The 21,156-nt window shown below is 77.0% G+C and carries 16 protein-coding genes; 11 read left to right on the plus strand and 5 right to left on the minus strand.

The window, feature by feature from the left end; all coding sequences use genetic code 11:
- Window positions 1–112 precede the first annotated feature (112 nt).
- Entirely contained in the window at window positions 113–1,429 is a 1,317-nt protein-coding gene (locus tag ABZ449_RS00005) for a hypothetical protein (RefSeq protein WP_360337439.1), read from the plus strand.
- A gap of 148 nt (window positions 1,430–1,577) precedes the next feature.
- Complete coding sequence (locus ABZ449_RS00010; RefSeq protein ID WP_360337442.1) at window positions 1,578–3,629, plus strand: NB-ARC domain-containing protein; 2,052 nt, start codon at window positions 1,578–1,580, stop codon at window positions 3,627–3,629.
- A gap of 58 nt (window positions 3,630–3,687) precedes the next feature.
- On the opposite strand, the gene ABZ449_RS00015 is transcribed toward ABZ449_RS00010, so the two are convergent.
- Both ABZ449_RS00015 and ABZ449_RS00020 read right to left on the minus strand, forming a co-directional pair.
- On the minus strand, window positions 3,688–5,310 hold the full coding sequence (locus ABZ449_RS00015; RefSeq protein WP_360337445.1) for a translation initiation factor 2: 1,623 nt from the start codon (window positions 5,308–5,310) through the stop codon (window positions 3,688–3,690).
- Window positions 5,311–5,616: 306 nt separating this feature from the next.
- Window positions 5,617–6,531, minus strand: a complete 915-nt coding sequence (locus ABZ449_RS00020; protein WP_360337448.1) for a LysR substrate-binding domain-containing protein — start codon at window positions 6,529–6,531, stop codon at window positions 5,617–5,619.
- Window positions 6,532–6,633: 102 nt separating this feature from the next.
- Between ABZ449_RS00020 and ABZ449_RS00025 the strand changes: the two genes are divergently transcribed.
- The 4 genes from ABZ449_RS00025 to ABZ449_RS00040 all read left to right on the plus strand — a co-directional run bounded on the left by ABZ449_RS00025 (window position 6,634) and on the right by ABZ449_RS00040 (window position 10,037).
- Window positions 6,634–7,581, plus strand: coding sequence for a DMT family transporter (locus ABZ449_RS00025; protein WP_360337451.1), 948 nt, complete (start codon window positions 6,634–6,636; stop codon window positions 7,579–7,581).
- A gap of 127 nt (window positions 7,582–7,708) precedes the next feature.
- Complete coding sequence (locus tag ABZ449_RS00030; RefSeq protein ID WP_360338724.1) at window positions 7,709–8,965, plus strand: sensor domain-containing protein; 1,257 nt, start codon at window positions 7,709–7,711, stop codon at window positions 8,963–8,965.
- Window positions 8,950–9,606 carry a response regulator transcription factor gene (locus ABZ449_RS00035; protein ID WP_360337454.1) on the plus strand — a complete coding sequence of 219 codons (657 nt, stop codon included), beginning with the start codon at window positions 8,950–8,952 and terminating at the stop codon, window positions 9,604–9,606. Before ABZ449_RS00030 ends, ABZ449_RS00035 begins: the two co-directional genes overlap by 16 nt.
- 68 nt (window positions 9,607–9,674) lie before the next feature.
- Window positions 9,675–10,037, plus strand: a complete 363-nt coding sequence (locus ABZ449_RS00040; RefSeq protein ID WP_360337457.1) for a hypothetical protein — start codon at window positions 9,675–9,677, stop codon at window positions 10,035–10,037.
- Here ABZ449_RS00040 and ABZ449_RS00045 read toward each other — a convergent pair.
- Window positions 10,009–11,184, minus strand: a complete 1,176-nt coding sequence (locus ABZ449_RS00045; protein ID WP_360338727.1) for a glycosyltransferase family 4 protein — start codon at window positions 11,182–11,184, stop codon at window positions 10,009–10,011. The genes ABZ449_RS00040 and ABZ449_RS00045 overlap by 29 nt on opposite strands.
- Entirely contained in the window at window positions 11,091–12,095 is a 1,005-nt protein-coding gene (locus tag ABZ449_RS00050; protein ID WP_360337460.1) for a hypothetical protein, read from the minus strand. Before ABZ449_RS00050 ends, ABZ449_RS00045 begins: the two co-directional genes overlap by 94 nt.
- Before the next feature lie 398 nt (window positions 12,096–12,493).
- Here ABZ449_RS00050 and ABZ449_RS00055 point away from each other — a divergent pair, with 398 nt between their 5' ends.
- The 5 genes from ABZ449_RS00055 to ABZ449_RS00075 all read left to right on the plus strand — a co-directional run bounded on the left by ABZ449_RS00055 (window position 12,494) and on the right by ABZ449_RS00075 (window position 19,402).
- Window positions 12,494–13,537 carry a GNAT family N-acetyltransferase gene (locus ABZ449_RS00055; RefSeq protein WP_360337462.1) on the plus strand — a complete coding sequence of 348 codons (1,044 nt, stop codon included), beginning with the start codon at window positions 12,494–12,496 and terminating at the stop codon, window positions 13,535–13,537.
- The gene (locus ABZ449_RS00060; protein WP_360337465.1) at window positions 13,530–14,324 is read left to right on the plus strand and encodes an aminotransferase class IV; all 795 of its coding nucleotides are present in this window, start codon (window positions 13,530–13,532) and stop codon (window positions 14,322–14,324) included. Before ABZ449_RS00055 ends, ABZ449_RS00060 begins: the two co-directional genes overlap by 8 nt.
- Before the next feature lie 113 nt (window positions 14,325–14,437).
- Window positions 14,438–15,283 (plus strand): ABC transporter ATP-binding protein, encoded by an 846-nt coding sequence (locus tag ABZ449_RS00065; RefSeq protein WP_360337468.1) that lies wholly within the window; start codon window positions 14,438–14,440, stop codon window positions 15,281–15,283.
- Entirely contained in the window at window positions 15,280–17,805 is a 2,526-nt protein-coding gene (locus tag ABZ449_RS00070) for an FtsX-like permease family protein (protein WP_360337471.1), read from the plus strand. Before ABZ449_RS00065 ends, ABZ449_RS00070 begins: the two co-directional genes overlap by 4 nt.
- Before the next feature lie 238 nt (window positions 17,806–18,043).
- Window positions 18,044–19,402, plus strand: coding sequence for a DUF2252 domain-containing protein (locus ABZ449_RS00075; protein ID WP_360337474.1), 1,359 nt, complete (start codon window positions 18,044–18,046; stop codon window positions 19,400–19,402).
- 227 nt (window positions 19,403–19,629) lie between these two features.
- On the opposite strand, the gene ABZ449_RS00080 is transcribed toward ABZ449_RS00075, so the two are convergent.
- Window positions 19,630–20,778 carry a Cmx/CmrA family chloramphenicol efflux MFS transporter gene (locus ABZ449_RS00080; RefSeq protein ID WP_360337477.1) on the minus strand — a complete coding sequence of 383 codons (1,149 nt, stop codon included), beginning with the start codon at window positions 20,776–20,778 and terminating at the stop codon, window positions 19,630–19,632.
- Window positions 20,779–21,156: the final 378 nt, after the last annotated feature.

Here is a 21,156-nt window from a genome sequence, read left to right on the forward strand (position 1 = left end):
TGGCCGACCTCGGCCGGGCCGGGTCCGGGGTGGGCGTCGAGGTGGTCGCGGAGCCGTGCGGCCTGGGCGCGCAGCGCTTCGGCGGTGCGTCCGGAACGACGACTACCTGATCGTGCTGCAGACCCGCGCCTACGCCGCCCACCACGACCTGGTCGAGGCACTGCCCGAGCCCGCCGACGAGGTGGCCGAGCGCTTCGAGACGGCCGTCGGCGCCTACCGCCGGACGGCCGTGGAGCTCGGCTCCGAGCGACGGGCCGCCACCTCCCGGCAGTACACCGCCGACGTCGCCGCCCGGAAGGGGCTGCTGGCCGAGGCGGAGGCCGAACTGCGCGAGGTGCTCGCCCGGTTGGACGCCGCCGAGCTGGCCTGGCACACCCCGCGGGTGCTCGGGCTGCTGGGCCAGGTGCTGCTGCAGAGCAGCGAGCCGGGCCAGGCGGTCGAGGTGTTCCACCGGGCGCTGGCGGAGGCCGTGCGCTGGGGCGACGACTCCTACCCGTACGCGCCGACGTACATGATGCTCGGCCACTCCTGCCTCCAGGTGGGGGACCTCGGCGGTGCCGTCCGCGCGCTGTCGGAGGCGGCCGCGCGCTACGACCGCAAGGGCGCCGAGGCGGTCGAGGAGGCCGCCCAGGTGCGCCTGCAGCTGGCCGACGTGCTGCGCGACACCGGGCGGGCGGCGGACGCGGTGGCCGTGCTGGAGTCGGTGCTGCTGGACGCGTCGGCGGCCCGGCTGGACGTCCGGATGCTCGCCCAGACCCGACTGGACCTCGCCCGGGGCCTGTCCGAGCTGGAGGAGCACCGGGACGCCGCCGAGGAGTACCTGCGGCTGGCCGACCAGGTGGCCGGCTGGGAGGACCAGGCGACCCACACCATGGTCGCCTGCGAGGCCACCCTGGCGCTCGCCCGGGCGGAGCGCGGGGACGCCGCCGAGGCGGCGCTGGACCGGGCCCGCGAGGCGCACGGCAAGGCCCCGCAGGTGGACCAGCTGGCCGCCACCCTGCGGGAGCTGGCCCGGCTGACGATGCGGGAACAGGGCGAGGAGGGGCTGGCGGCGGCGCTCGCCCTGCTGGCCGAGGCGGACGCGGTCGGCGAGGCCGCCGAGCGGCGCGGCGACGAGTACAACTCCTGGTACCTGCGCGGCGGTTCGCACTACGAGCGGGCGCGCTCGCTGGCCGTCGCCGGGCGGTACGAGGAGGCGCTGGCCGAGGCCGAGCGGGCCGTCCCGGAGTACGAGGCGGGCGGCGAGCGGGCCGAGTCGCCGCGGGCGGAGTCCGTCCGGCTGGCCGCGCTGATCGAGGGCAGCGACCTCGGTCGCCCCGAGGCGGCGGTGGCCCGGCTGACCGCCGCCGTCGCGCGCTGCGAGGCGGCCGGGCTGACGGAGGCGGCGGAGGTGCTGCTGGAGCTGCGGGAGCGGTTCACCGGGGAGTGACCCGCGCCGTGCCCGCGCGCGGGGCGCCACGAGCGCCCCACGCGCGGCGGTGGTGCCGCGGCCCCGCTGGTGCAAGCACCCGCTGGTACCGCGGCCCCGCTGGGGCAAGCTCCCGCACAGCCGGACGGACAGCCCCTAGAGTTGACGGGTGGCCAAGGAGAACACGAACCGTGTGGACGGGCAGGTGCGCGCCGGAGCCGTCGTTCAGGCGCACACCATCGAGCAGCTGAACCTGACCCACCAGGCGCCGCCCGCCGTCCCCTGGCAGCTGCCGCCCGAGCTTCCCCACTTCGCCGACCGGACCGACGAGCAGGAACAGGTCCTCGTCGCCACCTCCGAGGAGCCGACGGCCGGCGGCCCGCTGGTGTTCACCCTCATCGGCATGGGCGGCATCGGCAAGACCGCCCTCGGCTTCCAGCTCGCCCGCTCCCTGCGCCGGCTCGGCCGCTGCCCGGACGGCATCCTCCACCTCGACCTGGACGACCTGCGGCGCGAGGGCGCCGTCGACCCCGCCGACGCCCTCGGCGAGCTGACCCTCGGCCTCGACCCCGACGCGGTGCTCCCGCCCGGCTACGCCGACCGGCGGCGCCGCTACTGGACCGCCAGTCAGGACAAGCGCCTGGTGCTCGTCCTGGACAACGCCCGCACCGGCGCCGAGGTGCTGCCGCTGCTGCCCTCCTCGGCCGGCGGCATCGTCATCGTCACCAGCCGCGGCCCCCTCCACGACCTCGACACCGCCCGCGCCGTCGAACTGCCGCTCGGCCCGCTCGACGGCGAGGACGCCACCGGTCTGCTGCGGGCCACCGTCTCCGACCCCCGGCTCGCCGCCGACCCGGAGGCTGCCGCCGAACTCGCCCGCCGCTGCGCCGGGCTGCCCGCCGCGCTGCACGTCGCCGGGCGCTGGCTTCGCCGCTACCGTCACCGCGAACTGCGCAGGCTCATCGACGAGTTGACCGTCGAGCTGGACCGGGAGGGGGTGCCCGTGGTGGAGGCCGTCTGGGACGCCGCGTACGCGAGCCTGAGCCCCGGAGCCGCCCGACTGTACCGGCTGCTGCCGCACCACCCCGGGCCGGTGGTCACGGTCGGGGCCGCCGCCGCGCTGCTGGGCGGAGGCGCGGGCGACGCCGAGGACGCGCTGGAGGAACTGTACGAGGCGGGGCTGCTGCTCCCGCGGCCGGACGGGCGGGGGCTGCACGACCTGATCCGCGGGCACGCGGCGCGGCGGGCCGAGGGCGCCGCCGAGGACGTCCCGGCCGCCCGGCGACGGCTGGTCCGCTGGTACCGCCGGCAGGCCGCCCGCGCGGACCTGGTCGCGGCCGGGCCGCGCCTGGTGGTGGCCCGGCCGGTCGTCGAGGAGCCGGGGCTCGCCGAGGCGCCCGACGTGCCGTTCGCCGCCGCGCACGAGGCCCTGCACTGGCTGGAGCGCGAGCACCTCGCCCTGTACGGCTGCGTGCGGATCGCGTACGAGGACGGCCTGGACTCCGACGCCGTCGCCCTGTGCGAACCGCTCTGGACGCACTTCCTCGACCACCAGCACTACACCGACGTGATCGACGCCTTCGGCCTCGGCGTCGCCGGTGCCGACCGCTCCGAGGACCCGCTCGCCGCCGTCCGGATGCGCTGCCAGCTCGCCCGCCCGCTCTGGGAGCAGCGCCGCTACGCGGAGGCCGCCGAGACGCTGCGGGTCGCCGTGAACCGGGCCGAGCTGCTCGGCGCGACCGAGCAGGAGCGCAAACTCCGCGCCTCCGCCGTCGAGTTCCGCGGCAAGCTGGCCTCCGTCCAGGGCGACTGGGCCGCTGCCGTGCCCGACTTCGAGGCGGCCCGGGCCGAGCACCTCGCCATCGGCAACACCTACGGCGCGATGCTCCAGACCTACCTGCTCGGCCGCGCGGCCCTCGCCCTGGGCGATCCGGGCCGCGCCGTCGCGCTGCTCACCGAGGCGCACCAGGTCGCCGCCGATCTCGGCCGGGAGCGCATGACGTCCCGCACCGCCTTCGAACTCGCCGCCGCCCTGCGGGCCGCCGACCGGGCGGACGAGGCCGTGCCGCTGTACCGGGCCGCCCTCGACGGCGCCCGGGCGCGGAAGTCGGCCGCCGACGAGCTGCGGGTGCTGGACGCCCTGGCGGACTTCCACCGGGAGCTCGGCGAGGACGCCGCGGCGGCCGGCTACCGGGCGGAGGCGGACCGCCTGCGGGGGTGAGGGCGGGGGAGCCGCGGGGCCGGCAGGGGTGGCCCGCCGGGCGGCGGGCCCGAGCCGGTCAGACCGGGAGCTCGGCCTCGGCCTCGGTGGGGACCGCCAGCCGGATGCGGTGGGTCGTGCTGCCGAAACGGGCGGTCAGCGTGGCGGGGAGCGTGCCCGGGGCGTCCGGGTGGGCGCCGAGCCAGGCGTGCACGGCGGACAGGGCGGCGGCCGGGTCGGTGCGGCGGACGCGCCCGCCGGAGCGGTCGGGGGCCACGTGGACGGCGACCGGGGCGCCGCCGTCACGGCGCAGCAGGGCGGTGGTGGGGGAGAGGACCACCGCGGCCGTGCGGCAGTTCGGGTACTCCTCGAAGGCCTCGGCCGTCCAGTCGGCGGCGGTCCGGCACTCGTGGTGCCAACCGGTCTCCGCCGGGGTGCCGGCGCGGTGGTAGAGCAGGGCGGAGCTCCGGAGCGCGCGGGTGCCGGCCCGGCCGCACTCGGCGGCGAGGTGGTGGAAGGGCAGCTCCGTCCAGGGCGGGAGCCGCTCGACGGCGACCTCCCCGCCGGCCACCGACGCCCGGACGGCGAACGCGGCCGGGGCGTACGGCGCGCGTTCGGGCAGCGGAAGCGGGCGCGGCCGTACGGGGTAGGGAGGCGGGACGAGGCCGAGGAGCTTGTACAGCTCCGGGCGCAGCGTCTCCAGGCACCGCCCGGTGAGCGCGAAGGCCTGCCCGGCGAACCGGCGGGTGCCGCCCGGGCGCTCCGGCAGGACCGGCGCCGCCGGGTCCAGGCGCGGTACGGCGGCCAGCAGGCGGTCCATCGGGCTGCCGGGGATCAGTTCGTCCGTGCCGTCGCAGGCCGCCACCACCGGCAGGTCCAGGGCGGCGGCGTAGAGCGCCACCGAGCCGTGGTCGGTGACCAGCGCGTCCGCCGCGACCAGCAGCGCCGCCCACTCCTCGTACGGCGCCGCGAGCAGCAGGCCCGCGTCCAGCGCGGGGCGCAGCCGCCGGGCGAGGTCGAAGGCGCCGGTCCGGCTGTACTCGTTGGGGTGGACGATCAGCGCCAGCTGGTACCCGTCGTACGGCAGCCGGGCGGCGAGCTCGGCGGGCAGGTCGGGGTGGCGGGAGAGCAGCGACTGCGGCCCCCAGGTGGAGGAGAGCACCACCAGCCGCCGGCCGCCGGTGCCGAGGGCGGCGCGGACGGCGTCGCGCCGGTCCAGGGACTCCAGGATCCGGTCGAGCGTAGGGTCCCCGGCGACGACGGCGTGCCGCCGGGCGCCGGGCACCCGGGCGGCGAGCTGCTCGACCTGGTCGGGGTGGGCGAGGGCGTGCAGGGCGGCGGTGGGGCGGCCGTCGCTGACCAGGAACGCCGGGTCGAGGCCGGACGGGAGCCCGGGTGAGCCCTCCCGGGCCAGCGCCTTGTTGAAGCCCGCGCCGTGCGGGAGCAGCACCCGCCGGCCGCGCAGGCCGTCGAGCGCGCCCTTGGGGCTGGCGGTGAGGATCAGGTCGTGCGTGGTGGCGAGGGCCTCGGTCCACGGGATGGAGCGGGCCCCGGCGGCGTCCACGGCCGCGAGCGCGTCGGCGGCGAAGTCGGAGCCGGGCACCAGGGTGAAGCGGCAGCGGACCCGGTCGTCACCCTCGAAGACGGGCAGCAGGTCGAGCAGCCGGTGCAGCGCGGCGGCCGAGCGCACGGCGAACAGCACCTCGGCGGGGGAGTCCGGCCCGCGCGCGGGCGTGGCTGGCTGGCTGGCTGGCTGGCTGGCTGGCTGGCTGGCTGGCTGGACCGAGGGTCCGGTAGCACACCTCAGCACCCCCCGTCGAGGGTGCGGCGGCACCGGCTCGGCGTGGTCGGGGTGGTCCTGCGGGGGCATAGGGGCGATGGTAACGGCCGGGGCGCGGAAACGGCGTGGACCAGCGCATTCCGCCCCACCGCTCTCGCTCCCTCCCGCCGGACGCCCCGTCAGCCGCAGCTGAATCTACGTGATCGACTCCGGAGGCATCGCGGCAGGTCAGGCCCCGTCGACGGCGCCCGCCCCGTCGACGGCGCCCGCGCCGGCCCCGGTCGCCACCCCGGCCAGCAGTCCGCCGACCGCGGGGGACCAGGGGCGGCCGGTCGGCCCGGTCAGCGACAGCGTCCGGTGGACGGCGGGCCGGATCGGGACCAGCACGCAGTCGGCCGGAAGCATGGTCAGCGCCAGCGCGGGCATGACCGAGACCCCGACGCCCGCGTTCACCATGCCGATCAGGGTGTTCAGGTCGCGGATGCGGTGCCGGGGCGTGAAGCGGGTGCCGGCCCGCCGGTAGGCCTCGCGGATCCGCCGCTCGCAGCCGCCCTCCGAGAGCAGGAAGTCGTCGTCCTCCAACTCGGCCACGTGGATGGTCGGTTGACCCGCGAGCGGGTGGTCGCGGCGCAGCAGCGCGTGCATCGAGTCGGCGCCGAGCGCGACCGCCCCGGGAGGCAGCGGTCCGGCGTCCACCAGGACGGCGGCGTCCACCGTGCCCGCCTCCAGCCAGGCCGCCAGCTCCTCGTCCTCGCCCTCGAAGACCCGGACGGTCAGCTGGGGGTGCGCCGCCCGCCAGTCCTTCAGCAGCCCTGGCAGCAGTGCCTGGCAGACGGTGGTCGGCGCCGCGAGCCGTACGGTGCCGGTCAGGCCGCCCGAGTGCCGGGCGGCGATCGTGCGGACGGCGAGGGCCGAGGCGACGGCCGTCCGGGCGTGCGGGAGGACCTGCTCGCCGAGCGGGGTGGGGCGGCACGGGCTGCCGCGCCGCAGCACGGGTGCGCCGAGGCTGCGCTCCAGCGCGGCGACGGCGTGCGAGACGGCGGACTGGCTGATGCCCAGCTCGTCGGCGGCCGCGCCGAAGCCGCCGGTGTCGGCGACCGCGACCAGTGCCCTGAGCTGGGCCAGGTTGACGTCCGATGCCATGAGACTTCCTCATCACGAGCGCACTGCCACTTGTTGGACTCATGCTGCGCCGCCGGGTCACGCTCTGTCCAGGAACGCGACAGGAGGACGGAGGTGGTCGGGGTGCGGCGCTGGTTGCCGGGCTTCGTGGCGCTGTCGGCGATCTGGGGCGCGAGCTTCGCCCTGATCAAGGTGGCGGTCGACGCGGGGACGCCGCCGGTGTGGGTGGCGCTGTGGCGCTGCCTGCTCGGTGCCGTCACGCTCTGGGCGGTCCTGCTGCTGCGGGGCGAGCGGGCCCCGCGCGACCGGGCACTGTGGGGGCATTCGGCGGTGGTCGCGGTGCTGCTCAACACCGTGCCGTTCACCCTGTTCTCCTTCGGCGAGACCAGGGTCAGCTCGGTGCTGGCCGGGGTGATGAACGCGACCACCCCGCTGTTCACCCTGCTGTTCGCGGCGCTGACCGTCCCCGAGGAGCGCCGTCCGGACGCCCGTCGGCTCTCCGGTCTCGCGCTCGGCTTCGTCGGTGTGCTCGTCGTGCTCGGGGTCTGGCGCGGCCTCGGCGCCGGGGCGACCACCGGCGCGCTGGCCTGCCTGGCCGCCACCTGCTGCTACGGCGCCGGCTTCGCCTACCTGCGCCGCTTCCTGTCCGGCCGCCCGGAGTCGGTGACCACCCTCTCCGCGCTCCAGATCGGCTGCGCCGCGGCCGAGCTGGCCCTGATCGCGCCGCTCGCCGCGGGTGCCCCGCACTGGCCCGGCCCGGCCGCGGCCGCCGCCCTGCTGGTGCTCGGCGCGCTCGGTACGGGCCTGGCCTACCTGCTCAACCTGGGCCTGGTCCGGTCGGCCGGCGCGACGGTCGCCTCCGCGGTCACCTATGTGACGCCGCTGTGGTCCACCGCGTTCGGCGCCGCCTTCCTCACCGAGCCGGTCGGCTGGAACGCCCTGGGCGGCGGCGCGCTGGTGATCGCGGCCGTCGCCCTCACCAGGCCGCGCCGGGCCCCGGCCACGGCCTCGGCCGAGGGGCCTGCCGAGGGGCCGACGCAGGCCCCGAAGGGCCGTCAGCCGGTCGGTTAGGGTGGACCGGGTGAGCGAGGGGAGCGGTGGCGAGGGGGCCGGCGAGGGGCCCGGTGGCGGCGCCGCTGACGGTGCCGGCGAGGGGAGCCGCGCGGGCGAGCCGCAGCCGACGGCCGTGCGCGAGGCGCTGTGGGCGCACCCGCTGCGCTTCCCGTTCACCCACTGGGTGCCGCGCTGCTGGGCGTACCTGCTGAGCGGCGCGCTGCTCGGGCCGCTGCTGCTGGTGGTCCTCGCGGTGCTGCTGGTGCTCGGTGCGGGCCTGTCGGTGGTCGGCGTCGGGTTGCCGGTGCTGCTCGCCCTGGCGTTGGCGGGCATCCCGACCGCCACCGTGACCCGGTGGCGGCTGCGGCTGGTCGAGCCGGTCCCGCTGCCCGACCCGCACCGCGGCCTGCCCGGGGCGGGCCGCCGGGCCCGGGTCCGCACCCGGCTGCGCGAGCGGGCCACCTGGCGCGAACTCGCCCACGCCGTACTCGCCTCGACGGTGCTGGCCGCCGCCTCGCTGGGCTTCACCGCGCTGCTGGTGTTCTCCGTCCTGTACGTGCTCTCCCCGTTGGTGGTCTGGGCGCTGGCACCGGAGACCGTGATGCTGATCCCCGGGCACGCCGTGCCCGGGCCGCTCGCCGCCCTGCCGTTCAGCGCCGCCGGGCTGGCCGGCCTGCTGCTCTGCGCGTACGGCGGGGCGCTGCTGACCGCCGCCGAGGTCGCGCTGGCCCGCCTCCTACTCGGGCCCCGGGAAGACGACCTCGGGCGTCAGGTGCTCGAACTCACCCGCTCCCGGGCCAGGTTGGCCGACGCCTTCGAGGCCGAGCGGCGCCGGATCGAGCGTGACCTGCACGACGGGGCGCAGCAGCAGCTGGTCGTGCTCAGCATGACCCTCGGGCTCGCCGAGTACGAGCTGCGCGCGCAGGAGGGCCGGGCCGCCGAACTCGTCACCCGGGCGCGCGGCGAGGCCCGGCAGGCGCTGGAGCAGCTGCGCGCACTGGTGCGCGGCATCCACCCGCAGGTGCTCACCGACCACGGGCTCGCCGCCGCCGTCGCCGAGGTCGCGCTGCGGCACCCGATCCCGGTGACCGCCGACATCGAGCTCCCGCAGCGGCTGCACCCCGCCGTGGAGACCACCGCCTACTTCACCGTCACCGAGGCGCTCACCAACGCCGCCAAGCACAGCGGCGCCACCGCGATCACCGTCCACGGGCGGGTCGCGGGCGGCCGGCTGGTCGTCCAGGTGACCGACGACGGCCGCGGCGGGGCGGACCCGGCGGCCGGGGCCGGACTGGCGGGACTCGCCGACCGGGTGGCACTGCTGAGAGGACGACTGATGGTGACGAGCCCGACGGGCGGCCCGACGACGCTGCGGCTGGAGGTCCCGTGCTCAGGGTGGTGATCGCCGAGGACGCGGTGCTGCTGCGCGCCGGACTGGTCGAACTCCTCGCCCTGGGCGGCCACCGGGTGACCGCCGCCGTCGGCGACGCCGAGGCGCTGATCGCGGCCGTCGACGCCGCCCGGCCGGACATCGTGGTCACCGACGTCCGGATGCCCCCCGACCACACCGACGAGGGCCTGCGCGCCGCCCTCGCCCTGCGCGAGCGCCACGCCGGCCTGCCCGTCCTGGTGCTGTCCCAGTACGTGGCCACCCCGTACGCGACCCGGCTGCTCGCCGCCGCCGGTGCCCAACCGGCCGGTCTGGGCTACCTGTTGAAGGACCGGGTCGGTGACGTCGCGGACTTCCTGGACGCGCTGCGGCGGGTCGCCGACGGGGAGACGGTGATCGACCCCGATGTGGTCCGGGTTCTGCTGCGGGCCCAGTCGGCCGACCGCCCGCTGGCCCGCCTCACCCCGCGCGAGCGCGAGGTGCTCGCGCTGATGGCCGAGGGCCTCAACAACCAGGCCGTGGCAGGCCGGTTGAGCATCACCGAGGCCTCGGTGGTGAAGCACTGTGGGAACATCTTCATGAAGCTGGACCTGGACCCGACCGAGGGCAACCGGCGGGTGCTCGCGGTGCTGGCACACCTGCGCGGGCAGTGACCGCAGGGCCGGCCCGTGGGCGATCGACCCCCTTGTCACGGCGGTCGCGGTGCCGGAACGATGGCGTCATGGCAAGGACACGGGAACCGCAGAGCGCGCTCGTCAACCGACTGCTCAAGGGCGAGGCGACCAGGGACGACACCACGACGGCCCAGACCAACTTCCTGCTGTGGCTGCGGCAGGAGTGGTCCGGGGACGGGGACTCGGCGCTGGCGGAGTGCCAGGACGTGCTGACGGCGGCCGGGGGCGAGGAGTGGCGCGGCATGCCGGAGCGTGATCTGTCCGCCCACGTCTGGCTGTTCAGCTTCTCCTGCCCGAGCCGCGACGACCTGTCGGGTCAGGCACGGAACTGGGTGGCGGCGGTGCGCGCCAACGGCGGAGCGGCGGCCATCGCCCGGCTGGTCAGGCACCTGCGGGGGCAGCCGGACTGACGCCGACGACCGCGTCGGGCAGCGGCACGGCCGGGTCGAGCAACTCGGTGAGCCGGCGCGCCGAAGCCTCCCAGGTCCAGTGCTCCTCGACCCGGCGCCGCCCCGCCGCCCCCATCCGGGCACGTTCGGCGGGCGGGGCCAGCAGGAGGCGGGTCAGGGCGGTGGCCACCTCGGCGGGGGCGCGGCCGTCGACGACCGTGCCGGTGACGCCGTCGAGGACGGTGTCCGGGGCGCCGCCGGAGCGGCCGGCCAGCACCGGGAGGCCGGCGGCGGCCGCCTCCAGGAAGACGATGCCCAGGCCTTCGGCCTCCAGGCCCAGCCGACGGGTGCGGCAGGGCATCGCGAAGACGTCCGCGCCGGCGTAGTGGACGGCCGTTCCGGCGTGGTCCAGGCCGCCGGTGAACACCACGCTGCCCGGTTCGGTCAGCCGGCGGGCCAGGCCCCGCAGCCGCTCCTCGTCCGGGCCCCGGCCGACCAGGACCAGGGTGGTCCCGGGCACGGCCCGGCGGATCGCGGGCAGCGCGCGGATCAGCACGTCCTGCCCCTTGCGCGGGACCAGCCGCGCCACGCAGAGCACCACCGGGGCGGCGGACGCGTCCCGGGTGGAGCCTTCGGTGGCTGCGGAGCCTTCGGTGGCCGCGGAGCCCTCGGGGTCCGGCCGGACGTCGGAGGCCGGCATGACGTCGGCGGCCGGGCGGAAGACCGACGGGTCGACCCCCGGCACCAGGCGAACCAGCCGGGCGTCCGGCCCGAGCGCGGGGGCGATCCGGGCGCGGGTGTAGGCGCCGAGGTAGGTCACCACGTCCGTGCCGCGGCCGATCCGGCGCAGCAGGCCGCGGGCGCCCGGGGTGCGGGCCCACCAGATCTCGTGGCCGTGCGTGGTGGCGACCGTTCGGCGGATGCCGGGCGCCAGTCGCCGCAGGCCGGGCGCCATCGCGGCGAGCGGGGCGGCGGCGCCGAACCAGACCCGGTCACAGCCGTGCGCGCGGGCTATCCCGGCGGCCCGGCGGGTGACCCGCGGGGTCGGCAGCAGGGTGCGGGCGGGGTCGCGGATCACCGGATAGGGGAGAGCGGCGTCGTGGCGCTCCGCGCCCGGTTCGGCCGAGGTGTAGACCACGACGTCGTGACCGGGGACGCGGTCGGCCATGGCCCGGACGAAGGTCTCGATGCCGCCCTGGCGCGGCGGGAAGTCGTTGGTGACGACGAGGGTGGTGCCCATGGCAGGCCTTTCGGAGCGTTCGGAGTGTACGGAGTGTTCGGAGTGTTCGGAGTCGAGGGCGCGAGGGGGAGCAGGAGGAGGGCGAGCGGCAGCGCGAGGTAGCCGAACCTCCCGGCGGGCGCCAGCAGGAAGGCCGCCGAGAGCCCCAGGGCCAGCCGGTGCGCCGCGGCGGCCGCGGTGCGGGGCGGGCGGGCGACCAGCGAGGCGCCGACGGCGAGCCCGGCGAGCAGCAGCAGGCCGACGGCGGCGTACCAGCCGGGCGGGCCGAGGTCGGCGAGCAGCCGCCCGGGCAGCGGGCTGGCGGCCGGGGTGGGCAGCCGGCCGCGACTGGTGGGGAAGGCGAACACCTGCTCCACCAGCGGCCCGGGCGCGCGCAGCGCCACCGGCAGCACGGCCACCGCCGCCGCCCCCACCGCGACGGCCGCCCCGCGCAGTGCCGCGCGCCGTCCGGCGGTGGCCGCCAGCAGGGCCGTCACCACGGCGAGCTCGGGCCAGGCCGTCCACTTCAGTGAGCAGGCGGCGGCCAGTGCCAACCCGGCCGCCACCGGCCGCCGTTCGGCGGCGCGGACCAGGGCGAGCCAGCAGAGGCCGATGAGCGGCAGGTCGACCCCGCTGACGCAGAGCGGCACCAGCACCGCCCCGACGGCCGCGACCGCCAGCGACACCTCGCGCCCGCGCCGCCGCGCCAGTGCCGCGGTCAGTGCCGCCGACAGGTACCCGCCGACCGCGAAGGTCCCCCAACTCCGGTGCGGCCCGAGCCCGGACAGCACCGGAAACGCCCCCGCCCACCCGGCCGCGACCACCCAACCGCCGCACCACCACCACGCCCGTTTCGTCACCCCTTCATTGCATCGACGCAGCTCGGCGGGGTCATCACGGCCAAGTCGAGTCCTGTGGTCGGGTTTCCCCCACCCCTGGCCGGAGGGCGGGGGTAGGGGTGCGGGGTCGGCGCGCCTGGGCCCGACATCAGGTCGCGCCTGGCGGGGCCCAGGCGGCTCCGACCCTGCGCGGGCGGGGCGGCGGGACCGCGTGGGGTGGCGTGCCGCCCGGTCGCGCGTCACGCCGGGGCGGCGGCCGAGTGGGCTGTGCGCCGGGTCGTCGGCGGGCGTGGGCGCCGGGGCGGCGGCGCGGGCGCGTCCGCCGGTGGCGTGGAGCCGCTTCCTCCTCCCGGCCCCGCGCTGACGTTCGGTGGCCGGTGGATTACTGATCGTCCCCGGCGCACCGCTATCCTCGCCCTGTGCGGAGGTCGTGGGGTGCGGCGGTGGAGCGGGCGCAGGACCGACTGGCGGCGGGGCCGCGGCTGCGGGTGGCCGGGCCGGGGGAGGAACGGCGGTTCGCGCTCTGGGACTTGGCGTCCCTGGTGGAGGGCGAGCTGGGTGAGCCGGTGGACCCGGACGGGCTGGCGCCGCAGGCGGAGCGCGGGTGGCGGGAGCGGCTGGGGGAGAGCGGGCGGGAGTGGCCGGGCGGGGAGCTGTACCGGCGGCGCTACTGGATCCAGGACGACGCCGGGGCGGTGGTGGGCACCGTCGCGGTGGACAACTGGACCAAGGGGCCGAGCCAGCTCGCCGTCTCCTCCCTCTATGTGACGCCGGCCGCGCGCGGGCGGGGCCTGGCCGCCGCCGCACTGGACGAGGTGTACGCGGCGGCCACCGCCGAGGGCCTGCCGGGGTTCCGGCTGGAGGCGCACTGGACCTGGCAGCCGGCGGTCCGTTACTACCTGCGCCGGGGCTTGTGGGTGGTGGGCTGGAAGCATGCGCTGTCGTTCGCCCGGATGCCCCAACTCCCCCTCCACCGGGTGCGGGAGGAGGACGGTCGACTGCTCCTGCTGGTCGCCGACCGGCGCGGCTGGGTGCCGATACTGGCCGCCGGGCAGGAGGGCCGCTGGTTGCGGCTGGACGAGACGGCGGACTACCGGGGCTGCGACGGCTGGGTGCACGAGTACGCCCGCTCCACGCTGGCCCTGTGCCTGGCGCTGGCCGGCCGACCGCTGGTGCGCGGCCCGCAGTGGTGGGCGGAGGCTTGGCGCTGGTCGGACGCGGGGGAGCCGGAGGGCCTGGCGTACCGGATCGAGGAGTTCGAGCGGGCGGCCCGGACGGCGGGTCGGCGGCTGGTGAGCCCGTACCGCCCGGTGCCGTTGCCGGGCTCCGGACTGCCGGGCTCCGGGATGTCGGGGGCCGGGGAATCGGGGCCCGGGCCGTCGGAGCGGGCCGCGCCGGATCCCGGGCGGCCGGAGCGGGCCCCGTCGGCGTCCCCGCAGCTGGCAGACTCGGGGGATGGCTGAGATCGAGATCGACGGCGTCCCCGCCGACCCGGCGCGGCTGGCCGCGCTGGGGCTGCTCAACTACGGGCACTTCACCACCCTGCGCGCCGAGGCGGGCCGGGTGCGCGGCCTGGCGCTGCACCTGGACCGGCTGGTCCGGGACTGCCGGGTGCTGTTCGGTGCCGAGCTGGACCGGGCGGCGGTGCGGGAGCGGATCGGCGCGGTGCTGCCCGCCGACGGCGCGCCGGTGATCGTCCGGGTCACCGTGTACGACCCGGCGCTCGGCCTGGAGCGCCCCGCGGCCCCGGCCGCTCCCTGCCTGCTGGTGACCACCCGCCCGGCCGCGGCGGCCGCGCCCGCCCCGCTGCGGGTCCGCACCGCGGCGTACCGGCGGGAGCTGCCGCAGGTGAAGCACGTCGGCCTGTTCGGTCTGGTGCACCACCGCCGGCAGGCCCAACTGGCGGGCTTCGACGACGTGTTGCTGGTGGACGAGGATGGCCTGGTGGTCGAGGGCGCGACCTGGAACGTCGGCTTCCTGGCCGAGGAGAAGCTGGTCTGGCCGCAGGGCCCGAGCCTGCCGGGCGTCACCGAGGCCCTGCTGTCCGGCGCGTACCGGGGCCCGCAGTCCCGCGAGCCGGTGCCCGCCGACGGGCTGGACCGCTTCACCGCCGCCTTCGCGGTGAACGCGGGCGTCGGGATGCGCCCGCTGGCGGCCGTGGACGGCACCGCCTTCGACCCCGCCCACCCGGTGCTCGCCGAGCTGGGCGCCGCCTACCTGGGGATCCCCGCCGAACCGGTGGGGGGATAACCCCACCTGCGGTCCGCCGGTGGCCTGCATGGTTCGCGGAGCCCGTCCTCCCTAGGTTGGAGCACGTAGACGACGAGCGCCGCGGAGACGCGGAACCGAAGGAAGGCCCACCCATGGCACGCCGCCAAGACCGCCGCAGGACCGACGAGTTCGGGACGGACCAGTACGGCACCGACGCCTACGGCACCGCCCCGTACGCCCCGGCCCCGCACGCGGCCCCCGCGATCGAGCTGCGCGGGGTGCGCCGCACCTACGGGCGCGGCGAGGCGACGGTGCACGCGCTGCGCGGGATCGACCTGGCGCTGGCCCACGGCAGCTTCACCGCGGTGATGGGCCCTTCCGGCTCCGGCAAGTCCACCTTCCTCCAGTGCGCGGCGGGCCTGGACCGCCCGGACTCCGGGCAGGTCCGGCTCGGCGGCGAGGACATCACCGCGCTGAACGAGAACCGGCTCACCGAGCTGCGCCGCAGCCGGATCGGCTTCGTCTTCCAGTCCTTCAACCTGCTGCCCTCGCTGACCGTCGAGCAGAACGTGATGCTCCCGCAGCGTCTCGCCGGGGAGCGCCAGGACCGGGGCCGGGCGAGGGAGCTGCTGAGCCGGGTGGGCCTCGGCGAGCACGGCCGGCGCCGGCCCGGGCAGCTCTCCGGCGGTCAGCAGCAGCGGGTGGCGATCGCCCGCGCGCTGATCACCCGCCCGGACGTGGTGTTCGCCGACGAGCCGACCGGCGCGCTGGACACCCGGACCGCGCACGAGGTGCTCGCCCTGCTGCGCCAGGCCGTGGACTCGCTCGGCGCGACCGTGGTGATGGTGACCCACGACCCGGTGGCCGCCTCCTTCGCCGACCGGGTGCTGTTCCTGGCCGGCGGCGCGATCGTGGACGACCTGCCGCACCCGAGCCCGCAGACCGTCGCGGACCGGATGGTCGCGCTGACCGCCCGCCCGGTGGGAGCGGCGGCATGACGAACGGACTCGCGCGCTCCTCGGTGCGCTTCCGGCCCGCGTCCTTCGTGGGCACCCTGGTCGCCCTGGTGCTGGGCGCCGCCGTGGTGGCGGCCTGCGGCGTGCTGCTGCAGACCGGCCTGACCGCGAGCCTGACGCCCGCTCGGTACGCGCACGCCCCGGTGGTGGTCGCGGCCGATCAGGCGGTGAAAATCCAGAAGAAGGTCGCCGACGACGTCGAGACCGTGGAGCAGGCCACCCCGGAGCGGGCCCGGACGGACGCCGCGCTGGTCGGCCGGCTGGCCGCGCTGCCCGGCGTCGCGGCCGCCCGCCCGGACACCGCCTTCCCGCTGCCCGCCACCGGCCGGACGCCGGCCCTGACCGGCCGGGGCATCGCCGCGCTCGGCATCGCCGGCCCCGGCGACACCCTGGTCGAGGGCCGCGCGCCCGGTGCGAACGAAGTGGTGCTGGACGCCGAGACGGCGCGCGCCGCCCACCTCGCGCCCGGCGCGAGCCTCGCGCTCACCGCGCCCGGCGGTACCGCGAACTACCGGGTCTCCGGCCTGGCCGCCGTCCAGCAGGCGGGTCCCACCGCCTGGTTCGCCGACGCCACTGCCGACCGCCTCTCCGGCCACCCCGGCCGCGTCGACGCCATCGCCGTGCAGCCCCGCGAGGGTGTGACCGCCGCCGCGCTCGCCGCGCAGGTCCGCCAGGCGGTCGGCGGCGACGCCAGGACCTTCACCGGGGACGGCCGCGGCACCGTCGAGCACCCCGCCCTCGGCGGCGCCCGCACCATGCTGATGGCCCTCGGTGGCACCTTCGGCGGCTACGCCACCATGACCGCGGTCTTCGTGGTGATGAGCACCGTCGCACTCGCCACCGGCCAGCGCGCCCGCGAGTTCGCCCTGCTGCGCGCCATCGGCGCCACCCCGCGCCAGATCCGCCGCACCATCGCCGCCGAGGCGATGCTGGTCGCGCCGCTCGCCGCGGCGCTCGGCATCCTGCCCGGACTCGCCCTCGCCCGCTGGTGGTTCGGCCAACTGGTCGAGCGCGGAGCCGTCCCCGCGGACATCCGCCTGGACGTCGGCCCGCTGCCGATGATCGCCGCCGTCCTCGCCTGCACCCTCGCCGCGCTGACCGCCGGCTTCCTGGCCGCCCGCAGGCCGTCCCGGATGCGGGCCGCCCAGGCGCTCGGCGAGGCCTCCGTCGAACCGCCCCGCCCGGGGCGGGTGCGCACCGTCCTCGGACTGCTCTTCGCCGCCGGAGGCTGCACGGCCGCCGGCGTCGCCAGCGCCCTCGACGGCGACAAGGCCGCCCAGGTCGCGCTCGGCGTGGTGATGTGCCTCATGGTGGCCGTCGCCCTGCTCGGCCCCTGGCTGGCCCGGGCCGCCGCCGTGGTCCTCGGAGCCCCGCTGCGGGCCGGTGGCGCGCCCGGCTCGCTGGCCGCCGACAACGCCCGTGCCAACGCCCGCCGGCTGGCCTCCGCGATCACCCCGATCGTGCTGGTCACCGCCTTCTGCGGCACCCTGCTGATCCTGCAGAGCACCGTGCGCCACACCACCGGCGAGAACGTCCGGGCCGGCGTCACCGCCGACCACGTGATCGGCGCCACCGGCCCCGGCCTGCCCGCCGGAACGGCCGAGCGGGCGGCCCGGGTGCCCGGCGTGGACACCGCCGTCGGCCTGCTGCGCACCGGAGTCGTCTACGAGAACGCCGGCCAGCTGGGCTCCGCCCCCGTGCTCGGCGTCGACGGCGACCCGGCCAGGCTGCCGAAGGTGCTCGACCTCGGCGTGCGCAGCGGCACCCTCGCCGACCTCGGCCGCGCCCCCGACACCATCGCGCTGAGCGCCACCCTGGCCGACGCGTTCGGCGCCGAGGTCGGCGACCGGGTCCCGCTCTGGCTCGGCGACGGCACCGCGGCCCGGCCCGCCGTGGTCGCGGTGTACGACCGCGGGCTCGGCGTCGGCCAGGCGCTGCTGCCCCGGGACGCGGTGGCCGCGCACGTCACCGCCGGGTACGACAGCCAGGTGCTGGTCGCCGACGCGCCGGGCGCCGACCGCGCCGCGGTGGCCGCCGGGCTGGGCGGGCTGGCCGGGGCCGCCGTGACCGACCGGGCCGGGTTCGTCGCCCAGTCCGACAAGGACCTGGAGCTCAGCGGCTGGGCCAACACCGTGATGGCCGCCGTGCTCGGCGGGTTCGCCGCCGTCAGCGCCGCCAACACCCTGGTGATGACGGTGCTGGACCGGCGCCGCGAGGTCGCGCTGCTGCGACTGGCCGGCACCACCCGGCGCCAGGTGCGCGGCATGATGCGCTGGGAGGCGCTGCTGGTGGCCTCGACCGGCCTGGCGGTCGGCACCGCCATCGCCGGGGCCACCCTGGTGCCGGTCGCCCGGGGCGTGGCCAACTCCGCCCCGTACGTGCCGCCGACGCTCGCCCTGCCGCTGGTCGGCGGAGTCGTGCTGCTCTGCCTCGCGGCGACCGGGGTGCCGGTCCGGGCGCTGCTGCGGACCCGGCCGGCGGCGCTGGGCGCGGCGCGGCAGTAGCGGGCCGAGCAGGGCAGGGGGTGCTCTCGAGGACGACTCGAGGGCACCCCCTTCCTCCGGGTGAGGACGACCTTCGGGTGAGGACGACGGCCCGGGTGGGGGGTTCGCGGGGACCCTCATGACGTCCGAGGGCTGCTTCACCCGGACGGTGGAATGCCGGAGGGCGTGCGCTGCGCTCTGCGGCACTCCTGTCCTAGCGTCGCCGGAAGAGGACCCCGCCGATGCCCGGAGCCGCCGCATGACCACCCCCGCCGAACGCCGCCGGAACGGCCGGGCCGCCCGGGAGCGGGTCTCCCGCTCCGCCCACGGCCGGTGGATCCCCGCCGCCGACCGGCCCGACCCGCTCGACGTGCTGGAGCGGCAGGGCGAGGGCCGGGTCGCCTCGCTGCTGCCGATCCGCCGTGGGCGGATGGCGGAGAGCCCGTTCGCCTTCCTGCGCGGCGCCGCCGCCGTCATGGCGGCCGACCTCGGCGCCCTCCCCGACACCGGCCTCACCGTCCAACTCTGCGGTGACGCGCACCTGGTGAACTTCGGCCTGTACGCCTCGCCGGAACGCGCGCTGCTCTTCGACGTCAACGACTTCGACGAGACCTTCCCCGGCCCCTTCGAATGGGACGTCAAGCGGCTCGCCGCCAGCGTCGCCGTCGCCGCCCGGGACAACGGCCAGGACGGGGAACGGGCACGCCGCGCCGCCCGCGTCGCCGTCGAGGGCTACGCGAGCGCGATGCGACAGCTGGCGGGCCTGGGTGAACTCGACGTCTGGTACGCCCGGGTGGACACCGCGCAGTTGCTTCCGCTGCTGAGCAAGCCCCGGCAGCGCCGACGTGTCGAGGCCGAGCTCGCGCGTGCCCGGCGCCGCACCAGCCTGCAGGCCGTGGGCAAGCTCACCGAGGAACGGGACGGGCGGCGCCGGATCATCAGTTCACCGCCGCTGATCGAGCCGCTGAAGAAGGACGAACTGCGCGCCGTCGGCAAGGTGTTCAGCGACTACCGGGCCACCCTCGCGGAGGACCGCCGGGTGCTGCTGGACCGCTTCCGGTTCGTCGACGCGGCGACCAAGGTGGTCGGCGTCGGCAGTGTCGGCACCCGCTGCTTCATCGTGCTGCTGGAGGGCGGGAACGGCCGCGACCCGCTGTTCCTCCAGATCAAGGAGGCCGACCGGTCGGTCCTGGAGGACCACCTGCCGCCGCTGCGGGTGGACGCCGAGGTCGCCGCCCACCACGGCGGCCGCCGGGTGGTCACCGGCCAGCACCTGATGCAGGCCGCCAGCGACATCTTCCTCGGCTGGACCACGGGCCCCGCCGGACGTCACTTCTACGGCCGCCAACTGCGCGACATGAAGGGCTCGGTGGAGGTCGCCGATCTGAAGCCCCCCGGCCTGCGAGCCTACGCCGACCTCTGCGGCCGCACCCTCGCCCGCGCCCACGCCCGCACCGGCGACCGCCTCGCCATCGCCGGCTACCTCGGCGGCGCCGACACCTTCGCCGAGGCCGTCGCTGAGTTCGCCGTCCGCTACGCGGAACAGACGAAGGTCGACCACGGCGAACTGGTGGCGGCGATCGCGGACGGCCGGCTGGAGGCGACCCGGGGCGTGTGAACCCGGGCTGCCGGATGGGGAGTTCACGCCACGGCGGGCCGGCCGGGAGCGGGCCCGACACGATGGCCGCCGTGGCGGACGAGACCTGCGCGGGCCGGAGCCGGAGCACTGCCCGCTGCCGGAGGGACGGTCCGCCCGCTTCCCGCGGTCGCCGCCGGTCACCGGGTCGGAACCCGCGCACCGGTGGTGCACCGGGTTCCGGAGGCCCTGGAACGGAGGCCGGCAGGTCAGCGGACCCGTGGCCGCACCGCCGCGACCAGCAGCGCGGCGCCGACCAGCAGGCCGCCGGCATAGAACGGCCCGAGGCCGCCGGCCGCGGTGCCGAGAGCGGCGGCGGCGAGCAGGGGGCCGAGGGTGGCGCCGAGGTTGAGCGCGGCGGTGGCGTAGGCCCCGGCCAGGGTGGGGGCGCCGGCCGCCTCGTACAAAACCCGGGTGATCAGTGTGCCGGCGACCGCGAAGGAGAGCGCGCCCAGCAGGAACACCAGCGGCAGCAGCGCGCCCGGTGCGTCCGAGGCGATGGCGAGGGCCGGCCAGCCCACCAGCAGCAGCGGTCCGCCGACCGCGAGGACCAGGCCGGGACGCCGGTCCGCGAGCCGCCCGGCGACGGTGACCCCGGCGAACGACCCGGCGCCGAACAGCACCAGCGCGACCGGCACCCACAGCTCGCCCAGCCCGGCGCGGCCGGTCACCACGGGGGCGAGGAAGGTGAAGGCACCGAAGGTGGCCGCGTTGACCAGCGCGGCGAGCAGCATCGCGCGGAGCAGTCGGGGGCGGCGCAACTCGGCGACCTCCGAGCGCAGTTCTGCCGTCGCGGGCCGGTTGGCCGAAGCGGCCGGAGACGGAAGGCACTTGGCGATCCCGGCGGCGGCCGGCAGGCAGAACAGCGCGACGGCCCAGAACGCGGCGCGCCACCCGAACAGCGCACCCAGCACCGCTCCGCCGGGGACGCCGGCCACCGTCGCCACCGTCGTGCCCGCCAGCAGCACGGCGATCGCCCGCCCCTTGCGGTCCGCCGGGACCAGCGCGGCGGCGGTGGTCAGGGCCACCGCCAGGAACCCGGCATTGGCGAGTGCGGCCGCCACCCGGGTGGCGAACAGCACCGGGAAGCTCGTGGTCACGGCTCCGACGGCGTGCGCCGCCGCGAAGGCCAGGGCGAACCCGAGCAGGCTGCCGCGCCCCGGCCGGTTGCGGACGAGCGCGGCCGTCAGCGGCGCGCCGACCGCCATCCCGACCGCGAAGGCCGAGGTCAGCCCGCCGGCCGTACCGACGGTGACACCGAGGTCGGCGGCGAGGCCGGGCAGCAGCCCGGCGAGCATGAACTCCGAGGTGCCCATGGCGAACACGGCCAGGGCGAGCAGATAGAGGGGGAGGGGCATCGAGGGGCTCCGAAGAGGGTGGAGGGAACGAGGACGGGACGTCTCGTCACCGCGCGCTCAACCCCCGGGCGGCGCAGGCGCGGCGCTCGCTCGGACCTCGGTGGTTCCAGGCTCTCCGGGGATCAGGGGGCTGACGGCGCGTGACCGAAAGCCCCCACCCTGGATGCCTCAGGGCTCGACATGCCCGCAGGCTACCGGACCGCCCGCCGTCGGGTCACCCAGTTGCCCGACTGGTCTCACCGTTAAGTGATCGAACGTCACATATGCGTCGAACAGAAGTATTTGGCGGGATCGGCGTGGCGACGTAGGGACTGGCGATCAGCTCTGTGCCTCCATGGTGGCAAATTCGGTCAATTGCTGTTCGCTTTTGACTGGTTC

The sequence above is a fragment of the Kitasatospora sp. NPDC005856 genome (assembly GCF_040629945.1).
Classification (GTDB): domain Bacteria; phylum Actinomycetota; class Actinomycetes; order Streptomycetales; family Streptomycetaceae; genus Kitasatospora.

What these genes read in the sequence shown, in the direction of transcription:
- ABZ449_RS00020 (WP_360337448.1), bottom strand. Translation starts at nt 6,531, where the DNA reads ATGGCATCGGACGTCAACCTGGCCCAGCTCAGGGCACTGGTCGCGGTC.
- ABZ449_RS00060 (WP_360337465.1), top strand. Translation starts at nt 13,530, where the DNA reads ATGGCTGAGATCGAGATCGACGGCGTCCCCGCCGACCCGGCGCGGCTG.
- ABZ449_RS00065 (WP_360337468.1), top strand. Translation starts at nt 14,438, where the DNA reads ATGGCACGCCGCCAAGACCGCCGCAGGACCGACGAGTTCGGGACGGAC.
- ABZ449_RS00080 (WP_360337477.1), bottom strand. Translation starts at nt 20,778, where the DNA reads ATGCCCCTCCCCCTCTATCTGCTCGCCCTGGCCGTGTTCGCCATGGGC.
- ABZ449_RS00045 (WP_360338727.1), bottom strand. Translation starts at nt 11,184, where the DNA reads ATGGCCGACCGCGTCCCCGGTCACGACGTCGTGGTCTACACCTCGGCC.
- ABZ449_RS00040 (WP_360337457.1), top strand. Translation starts at nt 9,675, where the DNA reads ATGGCAAGGACACGGGAACCGCAGAGCGCGCTCGTCAACCGACTGCTC.
- ABZ449_RS00070 (WP_360337471.1), top strand. Translation starts at nt 15,280, where the DNA reads ATGACGAACGGACTCGCGCGCTCCTCGGTGCGCTTCCGGCCCGCGTCC.
- ABZ449_RS00075 (WP_360337474.1), top strand. Translation starts at nt 18,044, where the DNA reads ATGACCACCCCCGCCGAACGCCGCCGGAACGGCCGGGCCGCCCGGGAG.